Source organism: Streptomyces sp. NPDC000134, from assembly GCF_042899225.1.
In the GTDB taxonomy this organism is placed as follows: Bacteria; Actinomycetota; Actinomycetes; order Streptomycetales; family Streptomycetaceae; genus Streptomyces.
The window spans coordinates 13,761-29,178 of record NZ_JBIAZN010000037.1; the positions used below are offsets into that span (position 1 = coordinate 13,761).

Here is a 15,418-nt window from a genome sequence, read left to right on the forward strand (position 1 = left end):
CGCGGCGGCGTACGGCAGATTGCTGGGCGATCCCCCTCATCTCCCCGGACGTGGGCCGCCCCGGCGTGCCCGCGCGCCGGGCCGCACCCGTCAGGAGCCCCAGCGTTGAAGGCGCTCGTCAAGGAGAAGGCGGAGCCCGGCCTGTGGCTCACGGACGTACCGGAGCCCGCCGTCGGACCCGGTGACGTCCTCATCAAGGTGCTGCGCACCGGCATCTGCGGCACCGACCTGCACATCCGCAACTGGGACGGCTGGGCCCAGCAGGCCGTGCGCGCCCCGCTGGTGGTCGGGCACGAGTTCGTCGGCGAGGTCGTCGGGACCGGCCGGAACGTCACCGAGGTCGCGGCCGGCGACCTGGTCAGCGGCGAGGGCCACCTGGTCTGCGGAAAGTGCCGCAACTGCCTGGCCGGACGCCGGCACCTGTGCCGCGCGACGGTCGGGCTCGGCGTCGGCCGCGACGGGGCCTTCGCCGAGTACGTCGCCCTGCCCGCGTCCAACGTGTGGGTGCACCGCGTCCCCGTCGACCTCGACATCGCCGCGATCTTCGACCCGTTCGGCAACGCCGTGCACACCGCCCTGTCCTTCCCGCTGGTCGGCGAGGACGTCCTGGTCACCGGCGCCGGACCGATCGGCCTGATGGCCGCCGCCGTCGCCCGGCACGCCGGCGCCCGCAACGTCGTGATCACCGACGTCAGCGAGGAACGCCTCGACCTGGCCCGCAAGATCGGCGTCAGCCTCGCCCTCGACGTCTCGGACGCCGTCATCGCCGACGGGCAGCGCGCCCTCGGCCTGCGCGAGGGCTTCGACATCGGCCTGGAGATGTCCGGCCGCCCCGAGGCGCTGCGCGACATGCTCGCCAACATGACGCACGGCGGCCGGATCGCGATGCTCGGCCTGCCGTCCGAGGAGTTCCCGGTCGACTGGGCCCGGGTCGTCACCTCCATGATCACGATCAAGGGCATCTACGGCCGGGAGATGTTCGAGACCTGGTACGCGATGTCGGTGCTGCTGGAGGGCGGCCTCGACCTCGCCCCCGTGATCACCGGCCGCTACTCCCACCGCGACCACGAGGCCGCCTTCGCCGACGCCGCGAGCGGCCGCGGCGGCAAGGTCATCCTCGACTGGACCCTCTGAACCTCCTGGAGCCCCTGACATGTTCGACTCCGTACGCGCCGACCTGCGCGCCACCCTCGACGAGATCCGCGCCGCCGGACTGCACAAGCCCGAGCGCGTCATCGGCACCCCCCAGTCGGCGACGGTCGCCGTCACCGCGGGCGGCCGTCCCGGCGAGGTCCTCAACTTCTGCGCCAACAACTACCTCGGCCTCGCCGACCACCCCGAGGTGATCGCCGCCGCCCACCAGGCCCTGGACCGCTGGGGCTACGGCATGGCCTCCGTCCGCTTCATCTGCGGCACCCAGGAGGTGCACAAGGAACTGGAGGCCCGGCTGTCGGCGTTCCTCGGCCAGGAGGACACGATCCTGTACTCCTCCTGCTTCGACGCCAACGGCGGTGTCTTCGAGACGCTGCTCGGCCCCGAGGACGCGGTGATCTCCGACGCCCTCAACCACGCCTCCATCATCGACGGCATCCGCCTGTCCAAGGCCCGCCGCCTCCGCTACGCCAACCGCGACCTCGCCGACCTGGAGCGCCGGTTGAAGGAGGCGTCCGGGGCGCGCCGGAAGCTGATCGTCACCGACGGCGTGTTCTCCATGGACGGCTACGTGGCCCCGCTGCGCGAGATCTGCGACCTCGCCGACCGGTACGACGCGATGGTCATGGTCGACGACTCACACGCCGTCGGCTTCGTCGGCCCCGGCGGGCGCGGCACCCCCGAACTGCACGGCGTCATGGACCGCGTCGACATCATCACCGGCACCCTCGGCAAGGCCCTCGGCGGCGCCTCCGGCGGGTACGTCGCCGCCCGCGCGGAGATCGTCGCCCTGCTGCGCCAGCGCTCCCGGCCGTACCTGTTCTCCAACACGCTCGCCCCGGTGATCGCCGCCGCGTCCCTGAAGGTCCTCGACCTGCTGGAGTCGGCCGACGACCTGCGGGTGCGGCTCGCCGAGAACACGGCGCTGTTCCGGCGCCGGATGACCGAGGAGGGCTTCGACGTGCTGCCCGGCGACCACGCCATCGCCCCGGTGATGATCGGCGACGCGGCCCGCGCCGGCCGCCTGGCCGAGCTGCTCCTGGAGCGCGGCGTGTACGTGATCGGCTTCTCCTACCCGGTCGTCCCGCAGGGCCAGGCCCGTATCCGCGTCCAGTTGTCCGCGGCGCACTCCACGCGGGACGTGCACCGCGCGGTGGCCGCGTTCGTGGCGGCGCGGGCGGAACTGGACGCCCCGGGGGCAGCGGAAGCCTCCGTGGGGACGCGGCCGGAACCGGGCGTCTGACCGGCTTGCGATAATCGTCCGCATGATCGAGGCGCGGCGGCTGCACATCCTCCGGGCGGTGGCCGACCACCGCACGGTGACGGCGGCCGCCGCCGCGCTGTACCTCACGCCCTCGGCGGTCTCCCAGCAACTGTCCGCCCTGGAGCAGGAGACCGGCCACCGCCTGGTCGAGCGCGGCGCCAAGGGCGTACGGCTCACCCCGGCCGGTGAGATCCTGCTCGGCCACACCAACGCCGTCCTCGCCCGACTGGAGCGGGCCGAGGCCGAGCTGGCCGCCTACGCCGGCGGCCGGGCCGGCACGGTCACCGTCGCCTCCTTCGCCACCGGCATCGCCCAGGTCGTGGCGCCCGCGGTGACCCGGCTGGCCCGCACCGCGCCCGGCATCCGGCTGCGCGTGCAGGACGCCGAGGGCGACGCCAGCCTGCCGATGCTGCTGGACCGGCAGGTCGACGTGGCGGTCGCCGTCGAGTACCGCGGGGCGCCGCCCGCCGACGACCCGCGCCTGGCCCACGTCCCGCTGTACGCCGAGCCCTTCGACGCGGTCGTCCCGGTCGCCCACCGCCTGGCGGGCGCCGCGGAGGTGCCGCTCGCGGAACTGGCCAAGGACCCGTGGATCGGGCCCTACCCCGGCAACCCCTGCCACGACGTGGTCATGCTGGCCTGCGAGAGCGCCGGGTTCCAGCCGAGCCCCGAGCACTCCTCGGACGACTTCCGCGCGGTGGTCGCCCTCGCCTCCGCCGGGGCGGGCGTGGCCCTCGTCCCGCGCTCGGCGCTGCGCGGCGTGGACCTGGCCGGCGTGGTCGTCCGCCCGGTCGACGGGACCGCGCCCACGCGCCGGGTCTTCGCCGCCGTACGCCGGGGCGCGGAGCGGCATCCGCTGATCCGGCCGGTGCTGGACGCGCTGGAGGCGGCGGCCGAGGAGTGAGGCTTCCGTAACCCGGCTGTTTCATATCTGGGATAGCTTCCCGAATATGAGACACACTGTCGCTCCCGATCCGGTGGACGCGCGGCTCGGCGCCCGGCTGGCCGAGCTGCGCACCGAACGGGGCTGGTCGCTGGCCGAGTTGGCGGAACGTACCGGAGTGAGCCGGTCCACGCTGTCCCGCGCCGAGCGGGCCGAGATCAGCCCCACCGCGTCCCTCCTGAACCGCCTGTGCGCGGTCCACGGACGGACCATGTCCCAGTTGCTCAGCGAGGTCGAGGCCCGCCCAGCGCCGCTGGTCCGCGCCGCCGACCAGCCGGTCTGGGAGGACCGCGCCAGCGGCTTCGTCCGCCGGTCGGTATCCCCGCCGCACGCCGGGCTGCGCGGCGAAATCGTCGAGGCACGGCTCACCGCCGGCGCCGACCTGGCGTACGACCGGCCGCCCGTGCCCGGCCTGGAACAGCACATCTGGGTCCTGGACGGGACGCTGGAGGTCACCGACCGGGACACGGTCCACCGCGTGGGCGCCGGCGACTGTCTGCGGCTGCGGGTCTGGGGGCCGACCCGGTTCCGGTGCCCCGGCCCCGAGGGGACGCGGTACCTGCTGGCGGTGGTGCTGCCGTGACGGTGACCCGCCTGGACGCGGCCGGCCTCCCGCCGTACCTGGAGGGACTGGCCGACCTGCTGACCGACACCGTGCGCGGCGGGGCCTCGATCGGGTTCCTCGCGCCGCTCGACCGGGCCGAGGCGCTCGCGTGGTGGCGCGGGCGGGCCGACGCCGTGGCCGCCGGGGCGCTCGCCGTGTGGGTGGCGCACCAGGACGGGCGGGTGGCCGGGACCGTCGGCCTGGCCCTCCCCGACAAGCCCAACAGCCGGCACCGCGCCGAACTGGTCAAGCTGATGGTGCACCGCGAGGCGCGCGGCCGGGGCCTCGGCCGCACCCTCCTGACCACCGCCGAGGAGGCCGCCGCCGCGTCCGGCATCACCTTGCTGCACCTTGACACGGAGACCGACAGCCCCGCCGAACACCTCTACCGCACCGCGGGCTGGACCCGCGCGGGCGTCATACCCGACTACGCGGCCAGCCCGGACGGGGTGCTGCGTCCCACGACGCTGTACTTCAAGCGGATCGGGGCGCGGATCGGGGAGCGGATCGGGGAGCGGATCGGGGGTGACGGCAGGGACCACTGAGAGCCGGGCGAAGGATCACCGAGGGCCCGCCGGGCGCGCGATGCCGTGGCCGCCGGGGCGCACCCGCGGGGAGCCGTGCCGTGCTCCACGGGCGCCCGCCGTCGATTGTCAGTGCCGGAGGCTACGGTGCCTGACATGCCGGACGCCGAAGACGTACGCCGTATCGCCCTGTCCCTGCCGGACACCACGGAGAAGACCGCCTGGAGTATGCCCACCTTCCGGGTCGCGGGCAAGATGTTCGCCACCCTGCCCGAGGACGAGACGTCCATCGCCGTGCGCTGCCCGAAGGAGGAGCGGGACGAACTGGCCCTGGCCGAGCCGGAGAAGTTCTGGATCGCCGGGCACGAGGCGCAGTTCGCCTGGGTGCGGGTCCGCCTCGCCGCCCTGGACGGCGAGGCGGAACTGCGGGACATCCTCGCCGACTCCTGGCGTCAGGCGGCCCCGTCCCGACTGCTGGAGGCGTACCCCCGGCTGGGCCTCCCGGCCGGCGGCTGAAAAGCCCTCGGGCGTTGTCAGCGCCCCGTGGCATGATCCGAAGGCATCAGCGGCAGCCGGGGCGGAGGGGACCCCGGGTGCCGCCGGGACCGCCGGGGGGCGGTGGGGGAGGGGGGACGCGGGGATGAACGGCACGTCGTCGCAGCCCGGCGCGGAGGGCGCGCCGGGCACCGGCCGCGAGGACCCGGCCGACGCCCGCGCGGCCGGGCCCGATCAGGGGCCGGTCCGCCGGCACGGGCCCGAGCAGGCGGGGGCCCGCCGGGATGGTCCCGAGGAGGGGCGGGTCCGCCGGGACGGGCCCGAGGAGGGGCGGGTGCGCCGGGACGGGCCGACGGAGCTGGGGGTGCGTCGGGACGGGCCGGCGCGGGGACTGTGGTCGCGGGACTTCGGGCTGTTCTTCGTCGCCCGTGCCGTGGCCCGGCTCGGCGACACCATGCTGCCCGTGGCGCTCGCCGCCGGCCTGCTGCAACACGGGTACGGGGCGGGCGCGGTCGGCCTCGCCATGGCCGCGACGGCCGCCGCGTTCGCCGGACTCGTCGTCTTCGGCGGCGTCATCGCCGACCGCTTCAGCACCCGCCGGCTGATGATCGGCGCGGACCTGGTGCGGCTCGGCACCCAGGCCCTCACCGCCGCCCTGTTCTTCTCCGGTCACGTCGTGCTGTGGGAGATCTGCGCGATCGGCTTCGCCAACGGAGTCGCGGGCGCCGTGTTCCAGCCCGGCGTCGCCAGCACCGTGCCCCGCCTCGCCACCGACGTCCAGGGAGCCAACGGCGCCATCCGGGTCGCCGAGTCCGCGGCCCAGTTGGCCGGCCCCGCGGTCGCCGGAGTCCTGGTCGGCCTGGCCTCGCCCGGCGGTGTCTTCGCCGCCCACGCGGCGACGTACGCGATCAGCGCGCTCTGTCTGCTGCTGCTCAGACTCCCCCCGCCCGCGCCGGGGAGCCGCCGCGCCCCGGCGCCCGGTGCCAAGGCGTTCCGGGCCGATCTGGTCGAGGGCTGGCGGGAGTTCCGCTCCCGCTCCTGGCTCTGGGGCGTCATCCTCGTCTGGTGCGTCTACATGATCGCCGTATGGGGCCCGACCGTCCCCCTGGTGGCCACGGAGGTCGTCCAGGAGCACGGCCCGAGCGCCTACGGCCTGATCAACTCCGCCCTCGGCGCCGGCACCGTCGTCGGCGGCCTGCTCGCCCTGAGACTGCGCCCCCGCCGGATGCTGCGCGCCGGGGCGGTCGCCCTCGTCGGCTTCGCCGCCTTCCCGGCGTCGGTCGGCGCCGGGCTCGGCGTGGCCGAGATGGCGGCGGGGGCGGCCGTCGCCGGGGCCGGGCTCTCCTTCTGGGGCGTCATGTGGGCGACCACCGTGCAGACCCAGGTCCCGCCCGACGTGCTGAACCGCATCCACGCCTACGACGTGGCGGGCTCCCTCGCGATGATGCCTGTCGGCCAGGCCCTCGCGGGCCCCGCCGCGTCCCTCCTCGGCACCGACCACGTCCTGCTCGCCGCCGGTGCCATCAGCCTCGTCGTCGTCATCGCCCTGCTCGCCGGCCCACCGATCCGCGACCTGGTCCGGGCCGACCCGTCCCCCGAGCCGATATCCCGCTGAGGTCCTGCCGACGACCGCGCCGCTCAGCCCCGCACCCCCGCGGCCAGGAACCCCCCGATCCGCTCCCGCAGCGACCGGGCGTCCAGCCCGTGTGCGGTGATGTGCTCCGCCAACTGCCCGTACCGGCGCAGCTCACGGCGGCCGACACCCAGACCGAGGACCCGGTGCGGTACGTCGGACAGGGCGTCGTTCGCGGCCGCCGTGGAGGTGCCCGCGAGGTACGGCTCGACCAGGACCACGTCCGGACGGGCCGCCCGCACCGCCCGGCGCAGCGCCTCGGCGTCGAAGGGCCGGACGGTAGTGGCGTACAGGACGGTGACGTCGAGGCCCTCGGTGGCGGCCAGCACCGCGTCGAGGACCGGCCCGACGGCGACCACGACGCCGGAGCCGCCCTCGCGCACGGTGCGGAACCGCGCCCCGTCGACCGGCAGCCCTTCGGCGTTCGACTGCACCGACAGCCGTACGTACACCTTGTCGTCCCCGGCGGCGACCGCGTGCCGCAGCAGGGCCGCGGCCTCGTCCGGATGTCCGGGCACGTGCACGGTCCAGCCGTCGAGGGTGTCCAGGAGCGCCACGTCGCCCGGCGCCATGTGGGTGTAGCCACCGGCGGGCCAGTCGAAGGACGCGGCGGCGCTCACCAGGACCGCGCCCGCGTCCTGGTGCCCGAGGTCCAGCTTGACCTGCTCGAAGGGCCGCTCGACGAGAAAGCTGGCGAAGGTGTGCACGACGGGCCGCAGCCCGGTCAGTGCCAGCCCCGCGGCGGCGCCGACGAGAAGCTGCTCCCGGATGCCGACGTTGATCACCCGGTCCGGATGCCGGCGCCGGGCCTCGGCGAAGCCGTCCACGCCGATCTCGGCGAGGACCACGGCGACGCGCGGGTCCTCGTCGAGCAGCCGGGAGACGACAGGGGCGAATCGGTCGCGCATGGTGTCCATGGGGGTTCCTTCCGAGGGGGGGGCGGGTCAGGCGGACTTCGGTTCCACGCGGGCCACCACCACGTGCGGGCGGCCCGGGTGCGGTGCGGTGAACGCGGCGTGCAGTGCCTCGTGGTCCCGGCCGTCCACGGTCACCGCCGACCAGCCCGCCGCCTCGAACCGGGCGGCGATCCCGCCGGGCCGGGCATGGGTGGCGGAGGCGTTGTCGACGACGACGGTGTGCAGCCGCTCCAGCCCGGCGGGGCCGGCGAAGGCGATCGCCTCGTGATTGCTGCCCTCGTCCAGCTCGGCGTCCCCGACCAGCACCCACACCCGCGGCGCCTCCAGGCCCTGGGCGCGCAGGCCCAGCGCCGTGCCCACCGCGATCGGCAGCCCGTGGCCCAGCGACCCGCTGCCGATCTCGGCCCCCGGCACCAGCGTCCGGTCGGGATGGTGTCCGAGCGGCGAGTCGTAGGCGCCGAAGCCGTCCAGCCACTCCACGGGCAGGAAGCCCTTGGCGGCCAGTACGGCGTAGTACGCCATCGGCCCGTGCCCCTTCGACAGCAGGAACCGGTCACGCCCGGGGTCGTCCGCCCGCTCCGGACCGACCCGCAGCACCCGGTCGTAGAGCACCCACAGCACGTCCAGGGTCGACGTCGCCGCCGGTCCGTGCTTCTCGTCCCCGGTCATCCGCCGCATCAGTGCGGGAAGCTCGGCGTACCCGTACGTACGCCCGCGTTCTTCGGTGGTCGTCATGCGAACGATCGTGCAACCTCGACCAAACTTGAGGTCAAGCGCCGGCCGACGGAAAAGCGGTTCACGACCACCGCTCCGAGTGCGGTATGGTTTTCCTGCGCGTTCGGCCGGGGGAAACCCCAGGTCAGGCGGGCATCGGGACGTGGCGCAGCTTGGTAGCGCACTTGACTGGGGGTCAAGGGGTCGCAGGTTCAAATCCTGTCGTCCCGACTCGTGAGAGTCGCAGATGAGGGCCGGTTTCGGAGGTTTCCGAAACCGGCCCTTGATCATTTTTGGGGACCACTTGGGGACCAGCGGGGTATTTGGCGTCCTTGACCGGGTCAGCGGGTCATGACGATGGGGCTTGGGAGCGAGCGAGGGGCGCGGAGCGCGGTGAGGTGTGCGGAGAGCGCGGTGCCGGCGGCTGTGATGCTGCGGACGTCGGGGTGGAGGTAGCGCTGGGTGATGACGAGCGAGCCGTGGTCGGCGATGCGTCGCAGGACGTGGACGGGCACGCCTGCGTCGGCGAACCAGGTCAGTCCGGTATGCCGGAGGTCGTGGCGACGTAGGTGTTCGTAGCCGGGCTTGGTGACGACCTCGTCCCAGTGGGTGGCGTCGCGCAGGACGGCGGTGGAGATGCGTCCGCCGCGTGGGCCGGTGAAGAGGCGGGCGTCGGGGTCGGGGCCGGCGGACAGGATGCGCTGGGCGACCAGGGGACGGATCTCTTCGATGATGGGGACCTTGCGGGCACGTTTGCCTTTGGTGCCTTTGTCGGTCAGTCCGCCGGGGGCGGGAGTGGTCTGGCGTTGTACGGTCCAGACCCACTGGTCGGTGTCGATGTCTCCGATGCGGCATCCGGAGACTTCGCCGATCCGTGCGGCGGTGCAGGCGGCGAAGAGGACGACGTCTCCCCAGCCGCGGTAGTGATCGTAGGAGGCGGCCACGAGCGTGTCAGCCAGCCGGAGGAGGGTCTCCCAGTCGGGCAGGGCGAGCGCCCGTGGGTTGAGGAGTTCGTCCTGGGCCTGCTTGTAGAGCTTCTGCCAGCCGGTGACGCGGGCGGGATTGACCTTGATGATGCCGTCGCGGACAGCCTGCTCCATGACGCGGACCAGGACGGCGATGGTGTTCTTCACCGTGGAGCGGCTGTGCTCCTCGGCGATCCAGTTCTGCAGAGCGCGGTCGACGACCCCGTTGGTGACCATCCGCACGGCGAGGTGTCCCATGGCGGGTATCACACGCATCCGCCACCCCGCGAGGTAAGGGTCGAGCGTTTTCGACTCCAGGCCACGCAGGGCGAGGTCCATGTTCGCGTCGCCGTACTCTGCGAGTTTCACGGTGGCCTGAGCGGGGGTCAGGCCGGCTTCGGCGGCCTCGACGATGCTGTTCAGCCAATCTCTGGCTTCGTCGTCGGTAGCTTTTCCCTCCGAGAGTGACAGACGGCGCTTGGTGACGGGATCGGTCCAGCGGACGCGCGCCCGGTAGGGACTGGGGCGATCAGGGCGGTGCTCGATGTCCGTGGATATTCGGACCCCGATCGGGACGATGGCCTTACCGGCCATGGACTTCCTTGCCCGGGACGGTACGGCGGCTGCGCAGCCATTCCTCGACATCGAGGCCGTTGTACATGACGACACGTTCCGACGGAGCGACGAAAGGTGGTCCCTGAGGAGGCTTGGCGGTGCGCCACCGTCGCAGGGTCGAGGCGTCCACTCGAAGACAGGCGGCCAGGTCGCTGGTGGAGTACCAGGTGTTGGTCAGGAGGAGCGCTTGGTTATCGGCTGCTGGGACGGTGTGAGGGCGGGGAAGTGCGGATTGTGCTGGGGTTTTCTTCTCGTGCTGGGACTCGATGTTCGCGCTTTTTGTGGTCGGGGCGGGCAAGTGCTGGGTTCTCCGGACGGTACGGAGCAGTAGACGAATCGGTGAAGGAAACCAGGGGGTGACACGCTCCTCGAAAGGGAGACGCCATGCAGCAGGTGGGTGGGGGCGGTGGCACCGACCACTGGTCCTCGTCCCGTAGTTGTGCTCACGTTGGACATTGACCAGATAATTCTCCCTAGAGACGCCGGTTTGGCTAACCGGCAACTGCGAGCTATGTTGCCCGGCGGACAGGGGGGTTGGAGTGGATGGTCCGTTGCCAGGACACAACGGTCGAAGATCACCGGCCACTCGGAGCGGTGAAGGAGTCTGCGCTGCGAGCCCCGGCCGCTGTTCGGCCCGTGGACTTCGAGGAGCTGATCCTCTTTGCCCCCCGGAGAAGCCACTGAATGAAAACAGCTACCGCAACTGGCGAAGTGCCTGCTCAGCAAGTGTCGACCCCGCGCCTGCGGGGATGCTCCGCCGTCACCGATGTGCCAGGCCGCGGCCTCGGGGTCGACCCCGCGCCTGCGGGGATGCTCCGACCCTCGGTCGTCACCTCGGGCCGTACGGCGGGTCGACCCCGCGCCTGCGGGGATGCTCAACATGGGGCCCCGAGGCGGGCTAGGACCTGTCCGGCGGATCATGTAACCGCTGGCGTTTGGGGCCATTGTTCTGGTCGTGGGGCGGGGTGACCTGACAGGCGACGAGTAGGCACGGCCTGCGCCGCATCTGCCGAAGTCCGGGCGTCGAGGCGGGCGCTGGTGTGATCACCGAACGGTGATCAACGGGATCTTGTTCCGGATTCGTACGGGCGTCCCCTGGCGTGACTTGCCAGAGCGGTTCGGGAACTGGAAGACCGTCTATGAGCGCCATCGCCGGTGGTCCGCAGACGGCACCTGGGAAAAGATCCTCCAGGCCGTCCAGGCTGATGCCGACGCCCAAGGGCGGATCGACTGGAGCATGGTGAGTGCGGACTCCACCTCGTGCCGGGCTCACCAGCACGCGACAGGGGCGCCGCACAGAGCACCACGGATTTCGAAGAGGAGGTCGTTACCTCGGCAGCACCGCTCCTACGAAGGACTCGGCCGTTCCCGGGGCGGCCTGACCTGCAAGATCCACCTCGCCGGGGAGGGCGGTTGCCGACCGCTGGCCCTGCTGGTCACCCCCGGCCAGTGGGGCGACAGCCCGCAGATGATCCCCGTCCTGGAGCGTATCCGGGTCAAGCGCCCCCGCGGAGGGCACCCGCGCACGCGTCCCGACCACTTGGGTGGTGATAAGGCGTACAGTTCCCGCCGCAATCGCCGCTACCTGCGCAGACGCCAGATCAAACACACCATCCCGGAACCGAAGGACCAGCGGGCCAACCGCAGGCGCCGAGGAAGTCAAGGAGGTCGGCCCGCGGGCTTCGACAAGGAGAAATACAAGCGCCGGAACGAGGTCGAGCGCACGATCAGCCGGCTCAAGCACTCCCGCGCCGTGGCTACGCGCTACGACAAGCGCGCCTACGTCTTCCACGGCACTGTCACTGTGGCCTCCATCCGCCTGTGGCTCAGCCCATGATCGGGCGGGCAGATAAAGCAGTGGTCGTCTGATTGGCTTCCCTGCCACGATCAGGGTGTGACCACGTTGTTCCTGATGGTCGGCCTGCCGGGAGCCGGAAAAACCACCCGGGCCCGGCAGCTCGCCGCGGAGCACGGCGCGCTGCGCTTGACGCCCGACGACTGGATGATTCCCCTGTTCGGCGAGGCGGAGGCGGACGGGAAGCGCGACGTGCTGGAGGGGCGGATGCTCTGGCTGGCCTTGGAGACGGTCCGGCTGGGTATTAACGTCGTTGTGGACTTCGGCTGTTGGTCGCGGGACGAACGGTCTGCGATCCGCTGGCTGGTGGAGGCCGAGGAGGCGTGTTTCCGCATGGTCTACCTGCCGGTGGACGAGGAGTCCCAACGTGCCCGTATTGCCCATCGTTGGGCGACCACGCCAGAGGAGACGTTGCCGATGTCCGAGGCCGACATCCTGCAGGGGCGGGCGAATTTTGAGGAGCCCGACGCGGCGGAACTGGAGGGCCGCGGGGTCGTCGGCCCGCCGCCTGGCTGGGTGGGCTGGCGGGAGTGGGCCGCCGGCCGGTGGCCGTCGTTCGCGTGACTGCTATAGCCCTCGGCAACGCGCCCGTACCGGGCGTACCCGCGCCAGCCCGAGATGATCCGCCGGACAGGCCCTAGTCGACCCCGCGCCTGCGGGGATGCTCCGCCCGTCGACCTGGGAGCGTTCGAGGCGACGAGGTCGACCCCGCGCCTTCGGGGATGCTCCGGAATGGAGCGGACCGCCCCCCTGAAGGGGGACGTCGACCCCGCGCCTGCGGGGATGCTCCATGTGACGCGGGGTATGTATGGGTTACGAGCTGGTGCGTGATAGCGGGTGAGGCGTCGGGCCGGGCAGGTGGCAGGATCCGGGTGTGGTGATCACGGCTAATCGGACAGTGCTGGCGCATCGCCTGTTTCACAGGAATCTCTCGGCAGCATCTCGCTTGTTCAGTCGAGGGGCTGACCGTGCGGTGGCAGGCCAGCCTTGAGGGCCGCCGTCATGCTGTACGCGGTGGGGTCCGGAAGCGGGCTGCGGTGCTGGCGCCCGCCATCAGATGGTGTTCGTCGACCGGCTGTTGGCCACGCTGATCCATCTGCCGCACGACCTGCCGCATTCGGTTCTGGGCCTGCTGTCCGGCGTCGACCGCGTGCGGTCCCCGACCGCCCTGGCCTGCGTCTGCGGACGTTGCCGGACGTGTTCGCCTACGCTCAGGCCGAGAGCATCGAATCGCGCCTGGATGCCACTGAGATCCAGGTCCGCCGGCCACCCGTGGCGGACGCCGTGCGTTCGTCTCGGGCAAGGAAAAGCGCAACACGATGAAAGCCACCGTGAGGCCGACTGGCGGGGCCGCACGTTGTGGACCGATGCCCTGCGGCCTGGACGTATGCACGACGCCACGGCGGCCCGCAATGAAGGCATCGCCGTCTGCTTCCAGCACTTCCCCGACGCCGGGTCCTTCTGGACGACGGCTACCTCGGTCTGAGCCGCGTCACCCCAGCGCACCAGGAGGTACGGAAGTTGAATAAGCACGTTCCGAAGCCGGAGTCAAGCTGGAGGGCTTTACCTGCGACGATGGAGCAGGCGTTCAGAAGGCGGGCGTTGTCCCCCAAGTCGCGGGAGACACATGGGGGAATCGCGGATTCCCGGTGACCGGGGGACGCGAGCGCTCCCTGATCGGGCCGCACGTGGGGTCTCACACCATCTTCACGTCCCCGGAGGCTCTCGCGGAAACTAATTCCGCACCACGTCGGCGTTGGTGACCTCCGAGCCGAGGAGGAGAAGGTGTCGGGCCTGAAGCTGTTCCGCACGGACGCGACGAATAGCGGCATGACCCAGGTCATGCCGCGTCTTGCTGAGACCGAGGCCGATGTGCAGGGTCTTGTCGAGGCGCACATGGAGACGCTGCTGGGCGTCCGTTTCCTGGCGAGCGAGTACAACACCGGGCCGGTGCACGGGGGCCGGATCGACTCGCTCGGGCTGGATGAGAACGGATCGCCGGTCATCGTGGAGTACAAGCGCGGCACGGATGCCGGCGTGATCAATCAGGGCCTGTTCTACCTGAGAGCTGTCCCGTAACTGCTGGTCACAGGTGAGATGATCTTGCCGTGGCTGGTGTGATCACGGCGTCGGAGCCCTCTTGGATAGCCCCGTTCGCCGGGCTGAGCCCACGTCAGTTCGGCAAGAAGATCGCTGCGTTGCGGCGCGAGGGTGCGGCTCCGGTCCGTAAGGGTCGGCCCTGGAGCCTGCCTCTGGAGGACCGGGTCCTGCTGGTCGCCGCGTACTGGCGCACCAACCTCACCCTGCGCCAGCTCGCCCCGCTGTTCGGGGTGTCAAAGTCGGCGGCCGACCGCATCATCGACCACCTTGGGCCGTCGCTCGCGCTCCAGCAGCGCAAGCGGTTCCGCAAGGGCGCTGTGTTGATTGTGGACGGCACCCTGGTCCCGACCCGCGACCACACCATCGCCGAGCAGTCGAAGAACTACCGGTACTCCACCAACCACCAGGTCGTCATCGACGCCGACTCCCGACTCGTCGTCGCCGTCGGCCGGCCGCTGCCCGGCAACCGCAACGATTGCAAGGCATGGGAACTTTCCGGTGCGAAGGCCGCCGTCGGCCGGGCCACGGTCATCGCGGACGGCGGCTATCGGGGCACCGGCTTGCTCATTCCGCACCGCCGTGAATGCGGCCAGACCGAACTGCCAGCTTGGAAAGAGGAGCACAACACCTCGCACCGCAAGATCCGGGCCCGTGTCGAGCATGTCTTCGCCCGGATGAAGGCATGGAAGATCCTTCGTGACTGCCGTCTGAAAGGCGACGGCGTTCACACCGCCATGCTCGGCATCGCCCGGCTGCACAACCTCGCCCTCACGGGGTAACTTCCGCCCCATGCGAGACCGGAGAGGCCCAAGGGAGGTGGCCCCCCGCCTCCCCGGCTCGAAGAATGTTCAGTCGATACAGAATTCGTTGCCCTCGATGTCCAGCATCGGGATGCACGACTCGTTTTCCTCATCGGCATACAGGGTTTGCACGTGGGTCGCACCGAGCGCGACCAGTCGTGCGCACTCAGCTTCGAGCGCGGCGAGGCGCTCGTCCCCCACGAGCCCGGTCCCGACCCGGACGTCGAGATGCACCCGATTCTTGACGATCTTGCCTTCCGGGACGCGCTGGAAGAACAGGCGCGGGCCTACGCCTGAGGGATCACTGCAGGCGAACCACGATCCCTGCTTCTCAGGAGGCAGGGTGCGGTTGAAATCGTCCCAGGTGGTGAACCCCTCAGGTGGCGGCGGCGTGACGTACCCCAACACTTCACACCAGAAGCGAGCTAGGCGCTCAGATTCTGCGCAGTCAAAGGTGACTTGGAACTTCTTGATCTCTGACATCGGCGCACCGTACCGCGTAGCAGGGTGACCCTGCCGCTCATTTCCCCAGGCGGATCCGCCTGCCACCCGTCGCATCCTGGGCCGCCACGGACACCAAGCGATCAAACCGAACAGTCCAGGAGAACGACGCGACCGTGGCGGCGGAGCGCCTCAGTGGTCTCCCGGATTCAGTCCTGCACGAACCACCTTCGAACCTGGATCAGTTGCGGGACAACCCTTAGAGCACAAACACGGATGCTGTCCGTTGCCAGGGCCTGGGGCCGTGTCGTCCACGGTGAAGCCGGTCCGGAGTGAGGAGAGCCCGCTGACCTGCGTGTCGACGCAGGGCGGGTCAGCGCCGGGCGGCCTCCAGGA

15 protein-coding genes, 1 tRNA gene, 2 pseudogenes and 1 CRISPR repeat array are annotated in these 15,418 nt (G+C 71.2%); of the genes and pseudogenes, 13 read left to right on the forward strand and 5 right to left on the reverse strand.

Translation table 11 applies throughout. The features are described 5' to 3' along the window. Window positions 1-105: 105 nt before the first annotated feature. The 7 genes from tdh (at window position 106) to ACFY32_RS33325 (ending at window position 6,597) form a co-directional block, all read left to right on the forward strand. Window positions 106-1,134 carry an L-threonine 3-dehydrogenase gene (gene tdh, locus ACFY32_RS33295; RefSeq protein WP_390676266.1) on the forward strand — a complete coding sequence of 343 codons (1,029 nt, stop codon included), beginning with the start codon at window positions 106-108 and terminating at the stop codon, window positions 1,132-1,134. Between the two features lie 19 nt (window positions 1,135-1,153). Beyond that, window positions 1,154-2,395 carry a glycine C-acetyltransferase gene (locus ACFY32_RS33300; protein WP_359202328.1) on the forward strand — a complete coding sequence of 414 codons (1,242 nt, stop codon included), beginning with the start codon at window positions 1,154-1,156 and terminating at the stop codon, window positions 2,393-2,395. A 22-nt stretch (window positions 2,396-2,417) separates the two neighbouring features. Further along, on the forward strand, window positions 2,418-3,320 hold the full coding sequence (locus tag ACFY32_RS33305) for a LysR family transcriptional regulator (RefSeq protein ID WP_359202330.1): 903 nt from the start codon (window positions 2,418-2,420) through the stop codon (window positions 3,318-3,320). Window positions 3,321-3,366: 46 nt separating this feature from the next. Beyond that, entirely contained in the window at window positions 3,367-3,942 is a 576-nt protein-coding gene (locus ACFY32_RS33310; RefSeq protein ID WP_390676267.1) for a helix-turn-helix domain-containing protein, read from the forward strand. After that, entirely contained in the window at window positions 3,939-4,508 is a 570-nt protein-coding gene (locus ACFY32_RS33315; protein ID WP_390676268.1) for a GNAT family N-acetyltransferase, read from the forward strand. The genes ACFY32_RS33310 and ACFY32_RS33315 overlap by 4 nt, the downstream gene beginning before the upstream one ends. 135 nt (window positions 4,509-4,643) lie before the next feature. After that, window positions 4,644-5,003, forward strand: a complete 360-nt coding sequence (locus tag ACFY32_RS33320; RefSeq protein WP_390676269.1) for an MmcQ/YjbR family DNA-binding protein — start codon at window positions 4,644-4,646, stop codon at window positions 5,001-5,003. Window positions 5,004-5,127: 124 nt separating this feature from the next. Next, window positions 5,128-6,597 carry an MFS transporter gene (locus ACFY32_RS33325; protein ID WP_390676270.1) on the forward strand — a complete coding sequence of 490 codons (1,470 nt, stop codon included), beginning with the start codon at window positions 5,128-5,130 and terminating at the stop codon, window positions 6,595-6,597. A 23-nt stretch (window positions 6,598-6,620) separates the two neighbouring features. Here ACFY32_RS33325 and ACFY32_RS33330 read toward each other — a convergent pair whose 3' ends face one another. Together ACFY32_RS33330 and ACFY32_RS33335 are read right to left on the reverse strand one after the other, a co-directional pair. Next, window positions 6,621-7,532: a transketolase family protein gene (locus ACFY32_RS33330; RefSeq protein WP_390676271.1), complete on the reverse strand. Its 912-nt coding sequence runs from the start codon at window positions 7,530-7,532 to the stop codon at window positions 6,621-6,623. Window positions 7,533-7,559: 27 nt separating this feature from the next. Further along, the gene (locus ACFY32_RS33335; RefSeq protein WP_359202342.1) at window positions 7,560-8,267 is read right to left on the reverse strand and encodes a transketolase; all 708 of its coding nucleotides are present in this window, start codon (window positions 8,265-8,267) and stop codon (window positions 7,560-7,562) included. A gap of 136 nt (window positions 8,268-8,403) precedes the next feature. Between ACFY32_RS33335 and ACFY32_RS33340 the strand changes: the two genes are divergently transcribed. Beyond that, window positions 8,404-8,477, forward strand: a tRNA-Pro gene (locus ACFY32_RS33340). Between the two features lie 110 nt (window positions 8,478-8,587). Here the strand turns inward: ACFY32_RS33340 and xerC are convergent. Continuing rightward, window positions 8,588-9,805: a tyrosine recombinase XerC gene (gene xerC, locus ACFY32_RS33345; RefSeq protein ID WP_390676272.1), complete on the reverse strand. Its 1,218-nt coding sequence runs from the start codon at window positions 9,803-9,805 to the stop codon at window positions 8,588-8,590. Then, entirely contained in the window at window positions 9,795-10,412 is a 618-nt protein-coding gene (locus tag ACFY32_RS33350) for a helix-turn-helix domain-containing protein (protein ID WP_359202429.1), read from the reverse strand. Before ACFY32_RS33350 ends, xerC begins: the two co-directional genes overlap by 11 nt. 142 nt (window positions 10,413-10,554) lie before the next feature. Beyond that, a CRISPR array of direct repeats spans window positions 10,555-10,703; the repeat unit is 27 nt; unit sequence GTCGACCCCGCGCCTGCGGGGATGCTC. Window positions 10,704-10,832: 129 nt separating this feature from the next. Here ACFY32_RS33350 and ACFY32_RS33355 point away from each other — a divergent pair. The 5 genes and pseudogenes from ACFY32_RS33355 to ACFY32_RS33375 all read left to right on the forward strand — a co-directional run bounded on the left by ACFY32_RS33355 (window position 10,833) and on the right by ACFY32_RS33375 (window position 14,560). Then, on the forward strand, window positions 10,833-11,663 hold the full coding sequence (locus tag ACFY32_RS33355; protein ID WP_390676277.1) for an IS5 family transposase: 831 nt from the start codon (window positions 10,833-10,835) through the stop codon (window positions 11,661-11,663). Between the two features lie 57 nt (window positions 11,664-11,720). Next, entirely contained in the window at window positions 11,721-12,245 is a 525-nt protein-coding gene (locus ACFY32_RS33360; protein WP_390676273.1) for an AAA family ATPase, read from the forward strand. Between the two features lie 310 nt (window positions 12,246-12,555). Further along, window positions 12,556-13,325: pseudogene (locus tag ACFY32_RS33365) on the forward strand (transposase family protein); the annotation flags it as partial. A gap of 141 nt (window positions 13,326-13,466) precedes the next feature. Further along, window positions 13,467-13,745, forward strand: a pseudogene (locus ACFY32_RS33370) (transporter); the annotation flags it as partial. A gap of 44 nt (window positions 13,746-13,789) precedes the next feature. Next, window positions 13,790-14,560 carry a transposase gene (locus ACFY32_RS33375; protein ID WP_390676274.1) on the forward strand — a complete coding sequence of 257 codons (771 nt, stop codon included), beginning with the start codon at window positions 13,790-13,792 and terminating at the stop codon, window positions 14,558-14,560. Between the two features lie 69 nt (window positions 14,561-14,629). On the opposite strand, the gene ACFY32_RS33380 is transcribed toward ACFY32_RS33375, so the two are convergent. Continuing rightward, entirely contained in the window at window positions 14,630-15,064 is a 435-nt protein-coding gene (locus ACFY32_RS33380; protein WP_390676275.1) for a VOC family protein, read from the reverse strand. Between the last annotated feature and the right edge of the window lie 354 nt (window positions 15,065-15,418).